We start from the raw sequence: 18,908 nt of genomic DNA on the forward strand, positions 1-18,908 counted from the left end.
TTTTTTATTTGCTATAGCTTAGAGTGAGTCTTAGCGAGCAGATCCATTACCTGTTTAAATATGGAGGTCGCTTTGTGCTCTGATGAGGGGGATACATTCTTGATCAGTACAGCGACCGCATATTCGGGAGATTCCCCTGGACCATACCCGATGAACCACTGATGGTTTCGCTTCCCCTTATTTTGGATCACCTGGGCTGTACCCGACTTTCCTGCAAGATGCCACGAGGCTTCTTTAAGAGTCTGTCCCGTTCCCTCCTCCACTACCTTATCCATAAATTCTAACAGCTTTCTCGCTGTCGACTGCTGAATACTAGGTACATTTTTATCTATTAACCTTTTTTGCGGGATTTCTGTGAGCAGAGATCCATCTGCATAATGAATATGAGAGACAATTCGCGGAGACTGCACTTTTCCCCCGTGAAGCAGTGTCACCATAAGATTAGCTGCTTGCAGAGGAGTAACCTGCACATCGCGCTGACCGATTGCCGTCTGTATCCGTGTCCCTTCATCATTAAGCTGAATACTTTCTTTGTTATTAAAAATTCGGCCTTTCTCTTCATGATCGAACAAGACAAAATGATCCTGTCCTAAATAATGATCTTTTTCAAATCCAACTGTTCTGCCAAGGCCAAGTGACTCTGCTGCATCTGCTATCTGTTTAGAGCTTAGACGTGATGCCACTTCTGCAAAAGTAATATTACATGACTTTGCGAAACCCTCAGCAAATGTCAAAGTTCCATGACCCTCTGTTTTCCAGCAGCTTAGTCCATACTTTCCATAATGACCGGTACAGTGGAATTTTTCCTGCGGATGCACCACTCCCTGTTCAAGGGCAGCAGCAGCAGTGATAATTTTAAAAATAGATCCGGGTACAGCCGCCTTTAGCGCCTGATTTGCCCATTCATTCTTCTCCAGACTAATCTGCTGCGGCTGATAAAAAGGTCTTGATACCATAGCCACTACATCTGCATTTTTGGCATCCAGTACCACAACGGCTCCTTCCGCCACCCCTGCCTCTTTCGTTATCTTCTCTATTTGCTCTTGCAGAACTAAATCAATTGTAGTCTCTACATTTAGCGGGTATTTCGGATTGTGAGGTGCAATCACTCTTGCCCCCAGGGTTCCGTTTAGCGGCTGTTTATGTCCGTCTACCATACTTGATACAATCGTTGGTCCAAGACCTTTTAATAAGGGTTCTAGGGTTCGTTCAAGTCCGCCTGCTCCTGACTTTACATTAAAAGGATCTCTTACTTCCTGATGCAGTCTACTCTTCGCTGTCTTTTCAGGAAGTTCTGCAAGATACCCGAGCCACTGCCTCCCGTTCTCCGAGTCTATATATCGTTTCATATAGGGCAATGCTTTAATTACCCCCACACTCTTTGCTTGAATTGCTTCGACTTCGCGGGAGGTGAGAATCCGTGGTTCTCCACTCGCAAGCGTCCACCATTCAGGCGAAGTTAAGGCATTCCATTTCGTCCATAATGTATCTGGATTAATATTTAGAATGTCTGCCATCTCTAAGATCTCACTCTTCTGTTCTTCTGTAATTCGGTCGGGCAGCGGAAAGAGGACGGGTACATAAACCATTTGCCCGGTTAAAGACTTATGGTGACGGTCAAGAAATTGTCCGCGTCCAGGGTCCAGAATAATGCCTTGTTCACGCTGCAATACCGACATTTCTCTCATCGTTCTTCCGGTTTCCAAAACTTCTTGGTTCACCCTGACAAACTGGATATATCCCAGACGAAACATCAGTATAACTAGCAAACCACCTAATAGAAGTAACGTAAAAAAGACACGTTTTTTCCTTAACAGGTCCATACCCGGGTGCCTACTTTCGACTTTTTTTGGTTATTATCCCCTTTTACAGCATAATAAAAACCCTGCCTCCTTCATTCAGGAAACAGGGCTAGAACTTATTGTACTTTAGGATTACAGTTTTAATACTTAAAAGCAGATAACGTTGCCTTTAACTCACCCGAAACCTTCTCCAATTTTGTTGACAATTCAACAAGCTGATTACCGATACTTTGCTGCTCACTGCTCAGTGATGCCACCTCTTGAGATGTCGCAGAAGATTGCTCAGCAACCGAACTTACATTCATCATCGTCTCGGAAAGGGTAATCTGGGACTGATTCAGTTCTTCTATAGACATCGATGTTTCCTCTAATCTTTTCACGAAGATGCCCATCTGGTCTTCAACCGTTTGAAAAATCTCCCCTGTATCTTTTACAGCGATAATCTGTTCCTGGAACAGTGGATATGCCTCAGACAAGGTCATTACGGTCTCATTCATTTCCTTCATAATCCGGTCCGTTATACCGGCGACCATATCTATGGATTCCTTCGACTGATCTGCAAGCTGCCGAACTTCACCAGCTACAACCATAAATCCACGACCAGCTGCTCCTGCTCTAGCTGCCTCAATCGTCGCATTCAAAGATAAAATATTGGTCTGTCTTGCGATGTTTTGCAGTACATCTAGGATGTTTAGAATAGAGCTTGTGCTCTCTTTAAGCTGATCTACTTTATGAACCAGCGCACGAATCATTTCTTCACTTTGTTCTGTTTTGCTCGTCAATCCTGTCAAATAAGCGCTTCCTTGCTGACTTGCTCCTTCTACTTCCCGTGCTGAACTTCCGAGCTCCTCATTCGTGACAACAACTTGCCGCATCTGTGCAGAGATGAGTTCCGTCATTTCCGAACCTCGTTCTGCTTCACTCGCCAGATTGGTTGCCCCTCCCGCGATTTGCTCCGTTGCTACAGCTACTTCCGTTGCGGATGCTGCCGTTTTCTGTGAAGCACTGCTTAATTCGGACGCAGTCTGTAATACATCCTGTGCTGTTTGGTTGGTTTGCTGAACTAAACGTGTAATCTGCTCCATCATTTGGTTGAAGTTGGCAGAGAGCTGTCCGATTTCATCTTTGGATTGATGTGCTGTTCGTACGGTTAAGTCCCCTTTTGCACCTTGCTGCATCAGATCTTTCAGCATAGATAGAGGTTTCGCAATCATGCGGACCATCCACATTCCAATTAACAAAGCCATAATGGTTGCGGCAACTGCAAAGATAATCGTCACAAGCAAAATCTGATTAGCTCCCTTAACCAGTTCGCTGACAGGAATGAGTCCAAAAATTCTCCATCCCGTAAGTTCAAGTGTAGTATACACAGCGAGCACTTCCTGATGTTTACCATTAATCGTGTTCATGGTATCTCTAAAACCGCTTTTCTCTGTGAGATCCTGTAGGAATGTGAGCTGAGTTTGCTTCCCTTCCCGTTCTGCTACCGTTGATCCTATCACTGTACCATCTTCCGAAATAGCTTGAACGATTCCATTCTCTCCAAAGTTAACTTTCTTGAGTTCTTCTTCTAAGGCACTGGATTTAATCTCAAAAACAATCATAATCGTTCCAATCGTAGCATTCACATTTTTAAAAACACGAGCCATACGATATGTACTTTCTGATCCATTATCTTTTTCTACGGTAGGAAGCCATAACATTCCCCCATTTTCCATAAGGGATGCAAACCATTCTTCTTCTCGGAGTTTAACTAAATCACCTGTTCCTGTACTTATTGCAGGTGTATCTTGATTTTCATGAATTAGTGAAATCGATGTAATTGAATCATTGGTGAATTGTAAATTCGTCAATTGTTCACCCAGCGAGGAGCTTGACTCATAAATATCGAAAGCGGTCGCGTTGCTTTTATGTAAAGCTTCTAAATTTTTCTCAATGTTTTTATCAAAGAAGATTTGTGTCGACATATCTACATATTTCTCTAAAATAATCGTTAGTCTCTGTGCCGTCTGTTCCATGGTTTCTTGGTTAGCTTCTGCAGCTTTTTCTTTAATTGTTGCTTTAGCTGTCTGATAGGACAAAGTTCCGAGGCCAAATACAACCAGCAGAACGGCAATCATAAAAACAAGAAATAATCGTACTCCTACTGACGCCGCTGGATTCAGCGTACTCATCTGCCTCCTTAAAAATGTGGTATGTACTCCCTCCTTATCTACTTGTGTTGAGTCTTTTAAATCAGGCTTCTTTTTAAACTTAAAAAAAGGTTTCATTCTATTCACCACCGCCGTTAATGTTATCGTTTTCAAGATGCATTTATAATTATTACTTCGGCAGGTTAGAAGTAAAACCTTTGCTTTTTATGAAAATAATTGAAGCTTATTTCCTATTACAACCATAAAAAGACCCTCATCTTGCTCGTAAGATGAGGGCTTTCGTCCTGATTATATTATTTTTTCTTGCGCATCATATCGAAATACGCCACGGGTTGATCGACTTTTATTTTCACTGTTTGCAGTGGATGACGGGCTGCATCAAGTAAATTTCCAGCTTCATCATAGATCTCTCCCACTTTTTGCTTGAAGAAGGTACCATTCGGTCCAAAGAACTCAATATCATTCCCTGTCTTAAAATAGTTACGCTGCTGAATAGTAGCCATTTGTGAATCCGGATCATAATCCATCACAAGACCAGCAAAGTCATAAGGAACTGCTTTTTCTTCCGGTTCGTAAATATGATCTTCATGATCTGGTGTATCGTAGAAAAATCCCGTATTCAGCGGGCGATTAGCTGCTTTTTGAATTTCTTCAAGCCATTCTGGTTTCAGCACATAATTTTCCGGATCAGCCATGTAAGAGTCAATCGCTTGACGATATACATTTACCACCGTTGCCACATAGTGAATGGATTTCATTCGTCCTTCGATTTTGAAAGAATCAATCCCCACATCAATGAGATCCGGTATATTTTCAAGCATGCACAGATCCTTAGAACCCATCGTAAACGCTTGATCTCCTTCTTCATACAGTGGAAGCTGATTTACACCTAGCTCAAAATTCTTCAGTATCTGGGAATCCCTTGTATCTTCTTCCGATACCCATACTTCATTCTCTCTCGCATCTTCAAACAGGTCATATTTCCAGCGACAAGACTGACAGCATCCACCACGGTTAGAGTCACGGTCTGTAAAATGGTTAGATAATACACAGCGTCCCGAAAAAGAGGAACACATGGCGCCATGAATAAATGCCTCAATTTCAATATCTATGTGCTCTTTGATCTCCGCAATCTCCTTAAGACTTGCTTCCCGTCCAAGAACAACACGCGGCAGACCTTCTTCTTTCCAAAACTGCACTGCTTGCCAGTTAATCGTTGATTGCTGTGTGCTTAGATGTACCTCAAGGCCGGGAACGGCACGCTGTGCCACCTCAATAATAGCCGGGTCCGCTACGATAATAGCCGAAATCCCTGCTTCATATAACTCTTTGAGATAAGCTTCAATGCCTTCTATATCTTCATTATGTGCATAAATGTTTGTCGCTACAAACACTTTTGCCCCATATTTATTAGCGAATTCAACACCCTCGCGCATTTCTTCAAAACTAAAATTATCCGCATTCGAACGAAGGCCGTACTTTTGCCCTCCGATATATACAGCATCGGCACCATAGTGGATCGCAAACTTCAGCTTCTCTAAATTTCCTGCCGGAGCGAGCAGCTCAGGCTTGTCGAGCCGATAACGTTTGCCCGTATACTTAGGTTTCGTAGTCGTGTCCATTCCTTTTACCACCTCATATTAATAAACTTGTTCTTTATAGAAAAATCCAAATGACAGTTCGCGCTCAGGATCCTGCATTTTCCGTACTTCGTCAAGCCAGGACTCATCAAATGCATAGTTTAACGGGTCAACCGTATAAGCATCAATGGCTTTACGATAAGCCTTCACTACCGCTTCATTGTATGCTGTGCTTTTTAGAATCCCTTCAATTTTAAAAGAGTGCACGCCTGCGTTCATTAAAAGGTGGAGATCTTCCATGATACAAATATCTTCGGAGCTCATAATGTGCGTACCGTTCACATCTTCATAGATTGGAAATTTCTCATCCTGCCGCTCCGCCTCGATAAGGAAAAGTCCTCTGTGCAGTCCGAGATCTCCCTCTACAGGACGTCCTTGTTGCTGCATGTAGCTGGCAACCAATTGACGTTTGGAATGATAAATGTTCGTCATGCCATGAATCTGCACTTGTGCCTCTATTTCGAGCATAGGTACCATTTCTGTAATTTCATCCATGTTCAGTTCTCTTGCAAGCACTACTCGGGAAGCACCTTTGCGTCCCCAGTAATTCGAAGTACTGTAGTTGGTAGAAGTCATTTCCGCATTCCAGTGAAGCTTGATCTCAGGAGCAATTTCACGCACTGCCCGCAGAACCGATGGATCGTTGAACTCAATGCCGTCAACTCCCGCTTCTTTAAGCCCGCGAACATAGTCTGGTATTTCTGGCAGAAGCTCATTTGTCATAATGTTATTCATCGAAACGTATACCTTGGCATGATGATTCTTAGCAAGCTTCACTGCTTCCTTCGTTTCTTCCAAAGTAAAACTGCCGGGTAATCGCATCCCAAAGCGATCATTTCCAATAAGTATCGCATCCGCTCCCGCTGTAAGCAGTACTTCTGCTTCCTGTAAATCACTTGCCGTTACTAGCAATTCATAAGGCCGAGTCAAAAGTCATCCCTCCGTTATTCCGCACTTTCTTTACTTTTTTCTATATTTTTCAAATGTTCTTCATACGTCTTGGCAAAAAGGTGTTCCGAGCTTCCGTCTTTCTTCGTAACATAAAATAAATAATCCGAAGTTTCCGGTGATAATGCAGCCTCAATAGAACTTAGACTTGGAGCTGCAATCGGCCCTGGAGGCAGTCCGGCGTTTCGATACGTGTTATATGGACTATCCACTTCTAGATCTTTATAAAGCAGACGTTCTTTCTGCTTACCCAGCAAATATTGAACGGTCGCATCAATTTGGAGCCTCATATTGCTCTCTAACCGGTTATAGATCACACTTGCTACCAATGGTCTTTCCTCTGGGACGACAACTTCTCTCTCGATCAGTGAGGCCACCGTAAGGAGTTCATGAACCGTGAGGCCTCTTGCTTTTAGTTTTGCCTCAAAATCCGGGATAGAATCCAGCTTTTCCTGCATTTCGGTCAGCATACGTACAACAATATCTTCTGCTGTACTACCTTTTGCAAGCTCATACGTCTCGGGAAATAAGTAGCCTTCCAGCTTATATAGATAATCTGCGTTGTCTTTAATCTCAGCTACGATCGGAATATCACTAAATAACTCTGGCTGGTTTACAATATCCATGAAAAGTTCTTTCGTTGTCGCACCTTCCGTGTCCAGCTTCTCCGCCATCTGTTTCAGTGTATACCCCTCAGGAATCGTAAACTTCAAAGTTTCTTCTTGCTGTACATCTCCATTATTTAGAGCCGTAACAATTTCTTTGTAACTTTGTCCAGGAACAAATGCATACGTACCCGCTTTAAAACCCGAGCCTTCATTGTTCAGTTTCAAATATACTTTAAAGAATAAACTGTTTCGAATGATTCCATTTTCCTCTAGATTATCAGCGATCTGAGAGGTGCCCGTCCCTTTATCAATCGTGAAAATAACGGGTTCTGTGGATGCTGTAACAGGTTTTGTAGATTGCCATACATATAATGCACCGCCGGCAAGAACTACCAAAGTGACTATAAGGATAATGAATCGCCTGAAGTATTTTGCTTTCAAAAAAATCACAACCCCTTCACAGCCAAAAAGAGCGGACTGCTCCGCCCTCTCATCAACCGTATTTTAAGTAAGTATACCAAGAATTCTATAATAACATACAAAGCAGGCACCTCGGTAGAGGTGCCTCCTCATATTAACCTTGATCGTCAGGTAAAGACCATTCATCATAGAGTTCCGCAATATTTTCCCATTCTTCATCATCTTCAATGGTATGAAGTTCGGGAAGTCCTTCTGCTGTAAATTCCACACGCAAAAGTTCATATTCCTCGTTCTTACTTGTTAAGGATTGTAATACAGCATAACCCTGACCTTGCACTTCAAACTCAGCGAGCAATTCATAAGGAACAGATTTACCATTCGCTTCTTCAAGCTCAACCTCTGTTCCAAATGCTTCTTGCAAGCGAGTCGTAATGGTTAGATCCGCTCTTGTAAAAGGAAAATCGGTCATCTATACATTCTCCTCATCGTCTTCTGAATCGACGAGAGTATTAAAAGTTTCTTCCACAATCGCCCATTCTGCTTCATCTTGAATCATAAATAGTTTGATGTCGTCCCCTTCTTCTTCATAACGGAAGGCATAAACCTCAGACTCTTCTTCGTCATCGTTCACATCGACTGGAACAACCATCATATATTTAGCGTCTGATCCATCTACATCAAAGGTCATGAGCACCTCAAACTCTTCGTCATTACCTTCTTCGTCCGTAATATATATGATCTCGCGATCCTCTTCCATACCCATTTGAATATCAGTCATAGTAAACTCCCCCTCACCTTGTACTTTTGGCATCTAAATAATTTTGTAATATCAGGCTTGCGGCCATTTTGTCCACAACCTTTTTACGCTTCTTTCGGCTTACGTCGGCATCAACCAGCGTACGTTCCGCCGAAACGGTGCTGAGCCTTTCATCCCATAGGTGTACGGGCAAGTCCAATGTTTCCCGTAGCGTTTCTGCAAATTCAATGCAGATCTCACCACGGGGACCCACGGTGCCGTTCATGTTCTTGGGTAACCCGACGACGATTTCACTTACCTCGTTCATTTTGACAAGTTCAGTGATTCGTGCAATCTCGTCCCCATCGCGGCGCCGTTCAATAACTTCTAAACCCTGAGCAGTCCAGCCAAAGGCGTCACTAAGCGCAACGCCAATTCTGCGGTCGCCATAATCTAAGCCTAAGATCTTCATTCATTTCTCCTTATTCTTATCGGTGATTGGCCAGATAAGAACGTACTAATTCTTCAATCAGTTCGTCGCGTTCTTTTTTGCGGACCAGACTTCTTGCATTGTTGTGGCGCGGGATATAAGCAGGATCCCCGGAAATAAGATAGCCCACCATTTGATTAATGGGGTTGTAATCTTTTTCTTGAAGGGAGTCATACACTTTAAGAAGAATCTCTTGTGCAGAAGCCTCTTCCACATCGCCTTTCACATTAAATTTAACTGTCTTATCCATGGAGTCCATAACGACACCTCGCTTCTGCATAAATCAAAATTATTCATTTTGGTATGCCGAATTGATTTCTTCTTTATAATAACATATTCTGTCCTCTGTAAGTATAGCAGGAAAGTGAGAATATTTTGTTTTTTGTAAACGTTATAAAACCTTATCCCGCAATAATTTGTTCAGCAAGACGAAGTGCTTCATCCAGCTTAGCCGCATCTTTACCGCCAGCTTGAGCCATATCAGGGCGTCCACCGCCACCGCCGCCGCATACTGCAGCGACTTCTTTCACAATTTTACCGGCATGCAGACCTTTTTTCACTTGATCTTGAGGGACAATGACAACGAAGTTAACTTTCTCCTCTGCTGCAGCACCAAGAACAATCACCGTATCAGGCAATTTCACTTTAAGCTCATCTGCAAGTGTACGAAGTGTATCCATTCCCGCTGCTTCAACGCGAGCCGTAAGAACTTTGGTATCTCCATGCTGCACTACTTTATCCGTAAGTTGTCCTGCTTCGATGGAGCTAAGTTTTCCTTGCAAGGATTCATTCTCACGAGTGAGTTCCTTGACCTGGGCATGCAATGCATCAATCCGTTTTGGAACATCATTTAGATTTGATTTGAGCGAAGCTGCTGCTTGTTTTAAAAGATCTAACTGACTTTCCATGTATTCATATGCTCCGCGTCCTGTCAAAGCTTCGATCCGTCTTACGCCAGACCCAATTCCGCTTTCACTCACAAGTTTAAACAAACCGATCTCGGACGTATTATTTACATGACAACCTCCGCACAGTTCTAGGCTGTAATCACCCACCTGTACCACGCGAACAATATCACCATACTTTTCACCGAATAGAGCCATAGCCCCCATTGCTTTTGCTTCATCAATGGATTTATATTCGATCACAACCGGAATTTGTCTCCAGATTTGTTCATTTACTTTGCGTTCAATAACAGCCAGTTCTTCTGGTGAAATGCCGCCAAAGTGAGAGAAGTCAAACCGCAAGCGTCCTGGTTCTACAAGAGAACCTGCTTGATTCACATGGTCTCCTAACACTTCTTTTAGTGCCTTATGCAGCAAATGTGTTGCTGTATGGTTTTTTACAATCGCTTCACGACTGGTTTTATCTACTTCAGCCTTGATCGTATCTCCAACACGAAGTTCCCCGGAATCGATGGTTACCATATGAACATGTTGTCCAAGAGGCGCTTTGAAGAGACCTTTTACTGTAGCAAGAACACTCTCACCGCGCAAAATACCTTCGTCACTCACTTGTCCGCCGCTTTCCGCATAGAAGGAAGTACGGTCTAGAACGATCTGACAAGTATCGCCTTCACTTACGGAATCCACCATCTGCTCGTCACGAATAATCGCTACGACTTTCGCTTCAGTCACGAGGTCATTATATCCAACAAATTCACTTTTAACCGTAAGCTCCGAGATCGCTCCGCCTTGAACTTTCATACTAGCGTTATCTTGGCGTGCTGAACGTGCACGATTCCGTTGTTCTTCCATTGCTTTATCAAAGCCTTCGCGGTCAACCGTCAGCCCATGTTCTGCTGCATAATCTTCGGTAAGATCAAACGGGAAACCATAAGTATCATACAATTTAAAAGCATCGCTGCCGCTGATCACAGTTTGTCCGTTTGCTTTTGCTTGTCCGCTGATATCAGCAAGAATAGCAAGACCGTCGCTTAGCGTTTCATGGAAGCGTTCTTCTTCTGTTTTAATTACCTTCGCAATGAATTCGCGTTTTTCTACGACCTCTGGGTAGTATACGCCCATTACATCAGCAACCTGCTGTGTCAGCTCATACATAAATGGACGATCGAGTCCAAGTACTTTTCCATAACGAACGGCGCGGCGCAGCAATCTGCGGATGACATATCCACGGCCTTCATTAGAAGGAAGTACCCCATCACCTACTGCAAAAGCTACCGTACGAACATGGTCAGCGATTACTTTCAGTGCTACATCAATTTCTACGCTGTCGTTATATTTCACACCAGCCATTTCTGCCGTACGCTGAATGGTAGGCTGAAATAGATCGGTATCAAAGTTAGAGTCTACGTTCTGCAAAATGGATGCAAAACGCTCAAGTCCAGCACCTGTATCAATGTTCTTGTTCGGAAGCGGCGTGTAGCTGCCATCTTTGTTATGGTTGAACTGGGAGAATACGAGGTTCCATACTTCAAGATAACGTTCATTTTCTCCGCCAGGATACAGTTCTGGATCCTCCGGATCATTGCCGTACGCTTCTCCGCGGTCGTAGAAAATTTCTGTACATGGGCCGCAAGGACCTTCACCGATATCCCAGAAATTCTCTTCTAATTTAATGATGCGCTCTGCAGGCAGGCCAATTTTTTCATTCCATAGTTTGAAAGCTTCTTCATCTTCTGGGTACACCGTAACGGACAAGCGCTCCGGATCAAAACCAATCCATTTTTTATCAGTTAAGAATTCCCATGCCCACGTTACTGCTTCTTCTTTAAAATAGTCGCCGATGGAGAAGTTCCCCAGCATCTCAAAGAACGTATGGTGTCTGCGTGTTTTCCCTACATTCTCAATATCGTTGGTACGAATACATTTCTGAGAGTTCGCAATACGCGGGTTCTCCGGTTTTACACGGCCGTCAAAGTAAGGTTTAAGCGGCGCCATACCTGCATTGATCCATAATAGAGAGGGATCGTTATGAGGTACAAGCGATGCACTCGGTTCAATTTTATGATTTTTGGTTTTAAAAAACTCGATCCATTTGGAACGGATTTCACTTGCCTTCATGGTCATAACCTCCGGTTTAAATTGTATATTGGATTAGCTCCGGTATGATTGCTCAAACTTTCGCTGCTCCATAAACGATTTGTCTCTCGGTCGTCGTTGGTTTGAACACTTGGCTGGAGAATAATTCTCCCTCCCCTGTATTTCAAACCAAATACGATCGCTTCGCTCCTATGAGCCAAATTCGTTTATTACGCTAAGTTCATGCCCAAATCTACCGGGCTAAAAAATATAAAGATTGAAAAGGTTACTCCCTATACTAAAAAACAGGAGTAACAGACACAAAAACGAGCGGAACTTCTCTTGTGAAAAACATATCTTCTGAAAAACAAAAAAACGCCCCTGAATAATTCAGGGACGAGAAGTTCGCGGTACCACCCTGGTTATCGCCATTACATTCTAATGCAAGCTATGCAATAAGCATATCTTGAGCAAAAGAGTAAAACGGGCGATCGCCTTGTTAGAACCCGATAACGGAGGTCATCCGGCGGCTTTTAACCGCACTCCGAAATTAGCTTTCCGCCGCTTCATTTCAGGACTCTTCCAGCCTGCTATCCAAGGTAACACTTCGTACCTTAAATAGTAGGAGTCCCTTCTCTGTAGAAACACCCTGACGTACTTGATTTCATCACTGTATTTTACGATATACATATATATCCGATTATATCTTTAGAGCAGAATGGTGTCAATGCAAGCAGGCCGAGCTCATCAGGTTCTTTACTGCGTCTTTACTGAGACTTCACTGGTCCATTAAAGAGCGTTTGCAGAGGCATATCTGAGAATAAACAAGTTTTATTTTTAGTCCCCTGATTTTCTCGTTACTCAATAGTTTTACGCTTGATATAGTACAAGAAGAAATGCTGGCAGACCACCTTTAACACCGCAAAGACCGGAACAGCCAGAATTAACCCCACAATGCCTGCCAGTTCTCCCCCAACGAGGAGGGCAAAAATAATGGTCAATGGATGTAAATGAAGCGTTCTCCCCACAACCTGAGGCGAGATGACATTACTTTCGAGAATTTGGCATAGTGTATTTACGACAATGACAAAGATCAACATTTTCACTGATATGGTGGAAGCCATCACTACGGCAGGTGCTGCCCCAAGAAATGGTCCCAAATAGGGGACGATGTTAAACACACTCACCATACTTGCTAGAATAAGTGCGTAAGGCATTCCGATCACCATATAACCAATATAGGCAAACACACCCACAATAATACACACCAGAAATTGTCCTCTTATATAATTACCAAGGGCAGTATCAATCTCTTTAAGAAGCATGACAATCGATTTTCGCTGCGTACGGGGTAAATAGGAAACAACGGCTTTTTCCATCACATCAAAATCTTTAAGCATATAAAAGATTAAGAAAGGTACGATGAAAATATTGAAAATGGTGCTGATGGTAGCCCCGATATTATCCATAAAAACAGAAATCCCGGAAGCCAGCTTATTCTCCATCTGATACATCCAGCCATTAATCCCTACACGAACGCCTGGTGGAATAAGATTACTGTTCATATTATTCAGCAAGCTTTGAGCATGCATATTCAGCTCAGGCAAATGTTCATTCAGTTGCTCCAATTGTTCAATAAACATCGGTATGACATTCATCAAAATGACAGCCAGAGATGTCAGAAATACAGCGTAGATGAGCAGAACGGCGATGGTACGCGGAACTTTACGTCCTCCAAGCATAGAAACAATCGGATTAAGTACATATGAAATGATTAATGCCACTAGAAAAGGGGCAAATATGGCTTTTAAAAAACCGTAAATTCCTAGCAGCATGGGACGCAGCAGCCACACAAAATACAGAATGACGAGGGCCAGCAGCACGAGCAGTCCGTAACGGAACAGCTTGTTTTTTGATAGTTGTTCCACAGTAAGTTTCCTCCTCGGACAGGCTTATCCTTGTAAGTATATGTAATGAGTGGATAAATTAATCCTGAAGATCGAGGTGAAATCCGCTTGCCTCCTCTGTAAAAATACAAAAACACTTGTACAGCTCGAAAAAATGATCTCAAGCTGCGCAAGTGTTTCTATATAGAAAAGCATTCTATTATATTGAAGTCTTCGTCCCCTATGTACCTTCCCCTGCCTCTAATCAGAAGTACTAAACTACAATCAAGTCCAACTTGCGACAAAAGTGTGCCAGACCGTTTATAGAGGAAGTTATTAACAAAGGTTAAGGAGCAAGGTGAATTCCTGGGTATTCTTGAACGATCTCTTCTCCAAAGAAAAGATCGTCAAGAGAACTCAGTGTACCGTCTTCTTCTACTTGATACACCGACATTTTTTCACCGTTCACATTTAATTCTATAAAACATCCCCAACAATAGAATTGATGAGAACCAATTTTACCTATATCTTTTGAGTTACAATTTGGACATTTCATTACATTTCCACCTATCCGTTAACAGAATGAATAGCATCTACTAAATGCTGCTCGCTTGCCGTAGGAACTACGACTGTATGTTCACCTATCTTCATTTCATCCGTGCGAGGCAACCATTTACGACCTTCCATCAGATCCATTACAAAACCATCACTGATTTCAAGTCCTAATATATTCTTCCCCATTTTTTGGTCAAAATAAACATCGGTGATCCGTCCGAGCTGCAGACCTTCCTGCGTCATCACGGTCATATCCCTGAGTTTATGATGTCCTTTTAAATAACTATATTTTATGTTGTCAGCTTCCGTTTTACGGACAGCCTGTTTGTTTCGAATCATTACAGCATCGTTGCCATAAGCAAGGATGTCTTCCCAAGACACCGTTTTGACTTGTTTAGAAAAAAGAGATCTTCCATCCAATTCAATTCCGGCAAGCTGCCAATCAGTTGTTAAAATAAAATCGCAAATTTTGCCGATCTTCTTGCCTTCTTCAATATCGAATACAGCAAGTCCAATCATTTCTTGAAATTTCATGACAGGATTATCCCTTTCATCACCTAGAGTCAATTATGAAATCGTATACTGATCTTAGTATGCACAAGAAAACATATTAAGATTAGATACCTTTCCATTTAGGCTGGCGACAACAGACGTAATAATCCCTCCTTTGTCCTTATACAAGGAAACCCTTACGCTCTATTACGCAGGCGTTTCAGGATGGTTCCAACTTTTTTTGCTGTATATTCCAAATCTTTTTTACTATTACCCAAACCAAAGCTAAATCGAATCGCTGAATCCATAATTTCTTTTGGCAAATTCATAGCTTCAAGGACATGAGAACGTTCAAGAGAACCCGATGTACAAGCCGAGCCGCTTGCCGCAGCAATCCCTTCTACATCCAAATTCATCAGCATCGTTTCTGTTTTCACTTCTGGGAAACTGACATTCACAATGTGGGGTACCGTTTGATGCGGATGTCCGTTGACAACGATTGCCTTTTCTCCTGCTTCTTTTTGCAGCTCTTCAATAAAAAATTGACGCAGAGCCGTATCCTGTGACATCCGCTGCTCCATCGTCTTCTGCAAGAGTTCCAGTGCTTTAGCAAAACCTACGATTCCCGCCAGATTCTCTGTTCCCGCACGGCGTTTTCTCTCCTGCAGCCCGCCATAGTTCATCGGCTCAAGCTTTATTCCTTTGCGCACATATAGCAGTCCGATTCCTTGAGGTCCATTAATTTTGTGAGCGGAAAAACTCATCAGATCTACAGGCAACTGGTGTAGGTGTATTGGAATAGAACCGAGTGCTTGCACGGCATCCACGTGAAGAGGAATGTCATGAGCTTTTGCAATCCGGCCAATCTCTTCTATATTTTGGACTGTGCCTACTTCATTATTGACATACATAATGCTAATCAAAATCGTGTCTGGTCTAATCGCTGCCTCTACATCAGCTGTGTCGATCATTCCATAGGAATCAACTGGGAGGTACGTAACTTCATACCCTTGCTTCTCCAGTGACTTACAAGCATGAAGCACTGCATGGTGCTCAATTTGACTAGTGATGATATGTTTTCCTTTATGCTGCGCAGCAGCTACTGTGCCAAAGATGGCCAAGTTATCACTCTCAGTTCCGCCCGAAGTAAAAACAAGCTCGTCCGGAGAAGAGCCCAAATAAGCCGCCATCTTATCCCTAGCTTCACTTACGGAACGCTTTGCGGCACGCCCGAAAGCGTGCACGCTTGATGCGTTACCGAACTGGCCAGTCATTACCTCAAACATTGCAGTGGCAACTTCTGGATGTACAGGAGTAGATGCAGCATGATCCAAGTAGATATTCACTTTCTTTTCACCCCGCATTAAATATAGAACATATAGTTATCCGCGTCGGATTTTTCTTTATAAGAGATAAGATCTTGTAATGTCGTCGAATCAAGCACATCCGCAATACTGTTTCGGATACGGATCCATAAATCACGTTTTGCCGGATCATCTTCTTCTGTAAAGTCAACCGGCGAAATCGGTCCTTCAAGTACACGTATTACGTCTCCTGCTGTAATCGTGTGAGGCTCACGAGCTAAAATATATCCGCCGTACGCACCGCGAATACTTTTTACAAGTCCCGCATTACGAAGCGGAGCGATGAGTTGCTCTAGATAATGTTCCGAAAGTTGATTTTTCTCTGCAATACTTTTCAGTGAAGTCGGTCCTTCGCCAAAACGACCAGAGAGTTCCATCATAATTGTTAATCCATAACGGCCTTTGGTTGATATTTTCAAAGTAGGTACACCTCATTAATTTATAGTCATTTGTTTGTTATATCAGTAAAAGTCTCTTTGTCTATTTCTATATTTCACCAATCCACTCTATTCCGATCATAACCCTGTGATAATGGTAACATAAGAACAGTGAATATGGAAAATAAACCTTGACGATAATAGTAAAAATGTCCGTCCTGGAAGGACATAAACACAGCTTTTCCATTCTATCGTAAGTTAACCACGAATGTGTTACAATAAAACGCGTAAAAACATTCTAATTAAAGATGGTGATGACGATGTCTAACGACAACAAAAACACCCGCGTCATCGTCGGCATGTCGGGAGGCGTTGATTCCTCCGTCACAGCACTGCTACTCAAAGAGCAGGGTTACGACGTCATCGGTATTTTCATGAAAAACTGGGACGACACCGATGAATTCGGACACTGCACGGCAGAAGATGATGCGGAAGATGTCCGCCGCGTCTGTGAACAACTGGATATCCCTTATTATACAGTTAACTTCGAGAAAGAATATTTTGATAAAGTATTCTCCTATTTCCTCGATGAATATAAGTCCGGACGGACACCGAATCCTGATGTCATGTGTAACCGCGAGATCAAGTTCGGAGAATTTCTCAACAAAGCGCTTGATCTTGGCGCAGATTATGTCGCAACAGGACATTATGCAAGACTCGTTCAAGAAGATGGAAAATACACACTTCTTCGCGGCGTAGACAATAACAAGGATCAAACTTACTTCCTAAATGCCCTCAGTCAAGAACAACTTTCTAAAGCGATGTTCCCGATCGGGCACCTTCCTAAACCGGAAGTTCGTCGCTTAGCGGAGGAGGCAGGTCTATATACTGCCAAGAAAAAAGACAGTACTGGCGTATGTTTTATAGGTGAACGTAATTTCAAAGAATTCCTCTCTGGTTATTTGCCAGCTAAATCCGGAGACATGGTGGACATCGAGACGGGTGAAGTAAAAGGCCGTCACGATGGACTCATGTACTACACCCTCGGTCAGCGTCAAGGTCTGGGAATCGGTGGTTCAGGTAACGGACAACCTTGGTTTGTAGCTGACAAAGATCTGGAGAAGAACATTCTTTACGTCGTTCAAGGTGATCAGCATCCAAGCCTGTATTCAACAGGACTTATTGCGACAAGTGTGAACTGGATTGCGGGCAGCGATCAAACACCGAAGGAACCATTCCATTGCACTGCCAAGTTCAGATATCGCCAGCCTGATCAAGGTGTTACTTTGACATGGCGTGAAGACGGTACGGTTCATGTTGCTTTTGATCAACAGCAAAAGGCAATCACCCCGGGACAAGCCGTTGTATTCTATGATGGTGATGTATGTCTTGGAGGCGGAACGATTGATCAAGTTGAAAAAGTGCCGTATGAGTCTAACATCCTGGTATAAAATAGAATCCTAAAATATAAGCCATCCCTCATGTATTGAAGTGCACCCTGTCAAGTAGACAGATAAAAAAACAAAATTATAAATGTTCAATCCCCTCGGTTATCAAAGCTGAGGGGATTATTTTTTCTTAGTTATGCTGCTTGCCGATATTCGTTAGGGGATAAGCCGTTAAGTCGTTCGGTGTATCGAAAATTATTGTAATAATGGATATAAGTTCTTACACTACGAAGGAGATTGTCGTATGTATCGTATTTCTCCAGATAAAAGCTTTCTGTTTTAAAGGTACCCCAGAATCGCTCAATAGGTTGGTTGTCCAAACACCGACTTACACGAGACATACTTGTTCTAAACTTGTATTTCTTTTGAAGTCGTTGGTATTCATGTGAGGTGTATTGAAAACCTCTATCACTGTGCAAGAGTGGCTTAGCACCTGGGTTCCTTTTGTAAGCTTTCTTTACTGTATTCATAACGAGTTCATTGTTATTGGAATGGCTGAGTACCCATGACACCACGGAGTTGTCATATCCGTCAATAATGGCACTCAAATAGGCCTTACGGCCATTTCCGTACTTTAATTCTGTTACATCGGTGCACCACTTTTGGTTAGGGGCATCCGCTTGGAATTTTCGGTTCATGACATTCTCTGCAATATGAAGGGCTGGAGCTTTCACGTAATTTGGCCGCTTTTTGCGAATCACTGCCCTTAGTTCAAGGGCGCGCATGATACGGTAATAGCGTTTACGGTTGTAGCCTTTTTTTAGTTTGCGATTTAACTGAATACGCATTTGGCGATAACCGAGTATCCCTTTTCGTTTGTCATAGCGACACTTGACTTCCTTGGCGAGTTTAAGATTTTCGAGTTCCCTGGTGGATGGCGTCCATTTCAGCCACTTATAATAGGCAGATCGGGCGATTCCTGCGAGCTCACAGAGCTTGGTGAGTGCATATCCCTTTTCGCCATGCAGTTCCTTAATCGCTTGATAGATGTCTGCATGCCGAACGTAG

Annotated in this window: 17 protein-coding genes; 1 reads left to right on the plus strand and 16 read right to left on the minus strand. The window is 42.9% G+C overall.

The window, feature by feature from the left end; all coding sequences use genetic code 11:
• Nucleotides 1-11 precede the first annotated feature (11 nt).
• From QPK24_RS18755 to cymR, 15 genes are all read right to left on the minus strand, one after another.
• Nucleotides 12-1,706, minus strand: coding sequence for a peptidoglycan D,D-transpeptidase FtsI family protein (locus QPK24_RS18755; RefSeq protein ID WP_320416899.1), 1,695 nt, complete (start codon nt 1,704-1,706; stop codon nt 12-14).
• A gap of 236 nt (nt 1,707-1,942) precedes the next feature.
• On the minus strand, nt 1,943-4,072 hold the full coding sequence (locus tag QPK24_RS18760; protein WP_285743761.1) for a methyl-accepting chemotaxis protein: 2,130 nt from the start codon (nt 4,070-4,072) through the stop codon (nt 1,943-1,945).
• 176 nt (nt 4,073-4,248) lie between these two features.
• Nucleotides 4,249-5,577: a peptidase U32 family protein gene (locus QPK24_RS18765; RefSeq protein WP_285743762.1), complete on the minus strand. Its 1,329-nt coding sequence runs from the start codon at nt 5,575-5,577 to the stop codon at nt 4,249-4,251.
• 18 nt (nt 5,578-5,595) lie between these two features.
• Nucleotides 5,596-6,525, minus strand: coding sequence for a peptidase U32 family protein (locus QPK24_RS18770; RefSeq protein ID WP_285743764.1), 930 nt, complete (start codon nt 6,523-6,525; stop codon nt 5,596-5,598).
• A 14-nt stretch (nt 6,526-6,539) separates the two neighbouring features.
• Nucleotides 6,540-7,592 (minus strand): endolytic transglycosylase MltG, encoded by a 1,053-nt coding sequence (gene mltG, locus QPK24_RS18775; RefSeq protein ID WP_285743767.1) that lies wholly within the window; start codon nt 7,590-7,592, stop codon nt 6,540-6,542.
• A 133-nt stretch (nt 7,593-7,725) separates the two neighbouring features.
• The gene (locus tag QPK24_RS18780) at nt 7,726-8,040 is read right to left on the minus strand and encodes a DUF1292 domain-containing protein (RefSeq protein WP_160034454.1); all 315 of its coding nucleotides are present in this window, start codon (nt 8,038-8,040) and stop codon (nt 7,726-7,728) included.
• Nucleotides 8,041-8,349: a DUF1292 domain-containing protein gene (locus QPK24_RS18785; RefSeq protein WP_285743769.1), complete on the minus strand. Its 309-nt coding sequence runs from the start codon at nt 8,347-8,349 to the stop codon at nt 8,041-8,043.
• Nucleotides 8,350-8,362: 13 nt separating this feature from the next.
• Nucleotides 8,363-8,779, minus strand: coding sequence for a Holliday junction resolvase RuvX (ruvX, locus tag QPK24_RS18790; protein ID WP_285743771.1), 417 nt, complete (start codon nt 8,777-8,779; stop codon nt 8,363-8,365).
• 16 nt (nt 8,780-8,795) lie between these two features.
• Complete coding sequence (locus QPK24_RS18795; protein ID WP_160034448.1) at nt 8,796-9,056, minus strand: IreB family regulatory phosphoprotein; 261 nt, start codon at nt 9,054-9,056, stop codon at nt 8,796-8,798.
• Nucleotides 9,057-9,198: 142 nt separating this feature from the next.
• Entirely contained in the window at nt 9,199-11,820 is a 2,622-nt protein-coding gene (gene alaS / locus QPK24_RS18800) for an alanine--tRNA ligase (RefSeq protein ID WP_285743775.1), read from the minus strand.
• Between the two features lie 815 nt (nt 11,821-12,635).
• Nucleotides 12,636-13,706 (minus strand): AI-2E family transporter, encoded by a 1,071-nt coding sequence (locus QPK24_RS18805; protein ID WP_213534326.1) that lies wholly within the window; start codon nt 13,704-13,706, stop codon nt 12,636-12,638.
• Nucleotides 13,707-14,010: 304 nt separating this feature from the next.
• Complete coding sequence (locus QPK24_RS18810) at nt 14,011-14,220, minus strand: hypothetical protein (protein ID WP_160034442.1); 210 nt, start codon at nt 14,218-14,220, stop codon at nt 14,011-14,013.
• A gap of 11 nt (nt 14,221-14,231) precedes the next feature.
• Entirely contained in the window at nt 14,232-14,753 is a 522-nt protein-coding gene (locus QPK24_RS18815) for a PRC-barrel domain-containing protein (protein WP_285743779.1), read from the minus strand.
• Between the two features lie 155 nt (nt 14,754-14,908).
• The gene (locus QPK24_RS18820; RefSeq protein ID WP_285749439.1) at nt 14,909-15,997 is read right to left on the minus strand and encodes a cysteine desulfurase family protein; all 1,089 of its coding nucleotides are present in this window, start codon (nt 15,995-15,997) and stop codon (nt 14,909-14,911) included.
• A 77-nt stretch (nt 15,998-16,074) separates the two neighbouring features.
• Nucleotides 16,075-16,494, minus strand: a complete 420-nt coding sequence (gene cymR, locus QPK24_RS18825) for a cysteine metabolism transcriptional regulator CymR (protein ID WP_285743781.1) — start codon at nt 16,492-16,494, stop codon at nt 16,075-16,077.
• 278 nt (nt 16,495-16,772) lie between these two features.
• Between cymR and mnmA the strand changes: the two genes are divergently transcribed.
• The gene (gene mnmA / locus QPK24_RS18830) at nt 16,773-17,903 is read left to right on the plus strand and encodes a tRNA 2-thiouridine(34) synthase MnmA (protein ID WP_407082927.1); all 1,131 of its coding nucleotides are present in this window, start codon (nt 16,773-16,775) and stop codon (nt 17,901-17,903) included.
• A gap of 131 nt (nt 17,904-18,034) precedes the next feature.
• On the opposite strand, the gene QPK24_RS18835 is transcribed toward mnmA, so the two are convergent.
• Nucleotides 18,035-18,889 carry an IS3 family transposase gene (locus QPK24_RS18835; RefSeq protein WP_320416928.1) on the minus strand — a complete coding sequence of 285 codons (855 nt, stop codon included), beginning with the start codon at nt 18,887-18,889 and terminating at the stop codon, nt 18,035-18,037.
• Between the last annotated feature and the right edge of the window lie 19 nt (nt 18,890-18,908).

The organism is Paenibacillus polygoni, from assembly GCF_030263935.1.
Lineage (GTDB): Bacteria > Bacillota > Bacilli > Paenibacillales > Paenibacillaceae > Paenibacillus > Paenibacillus polygoni.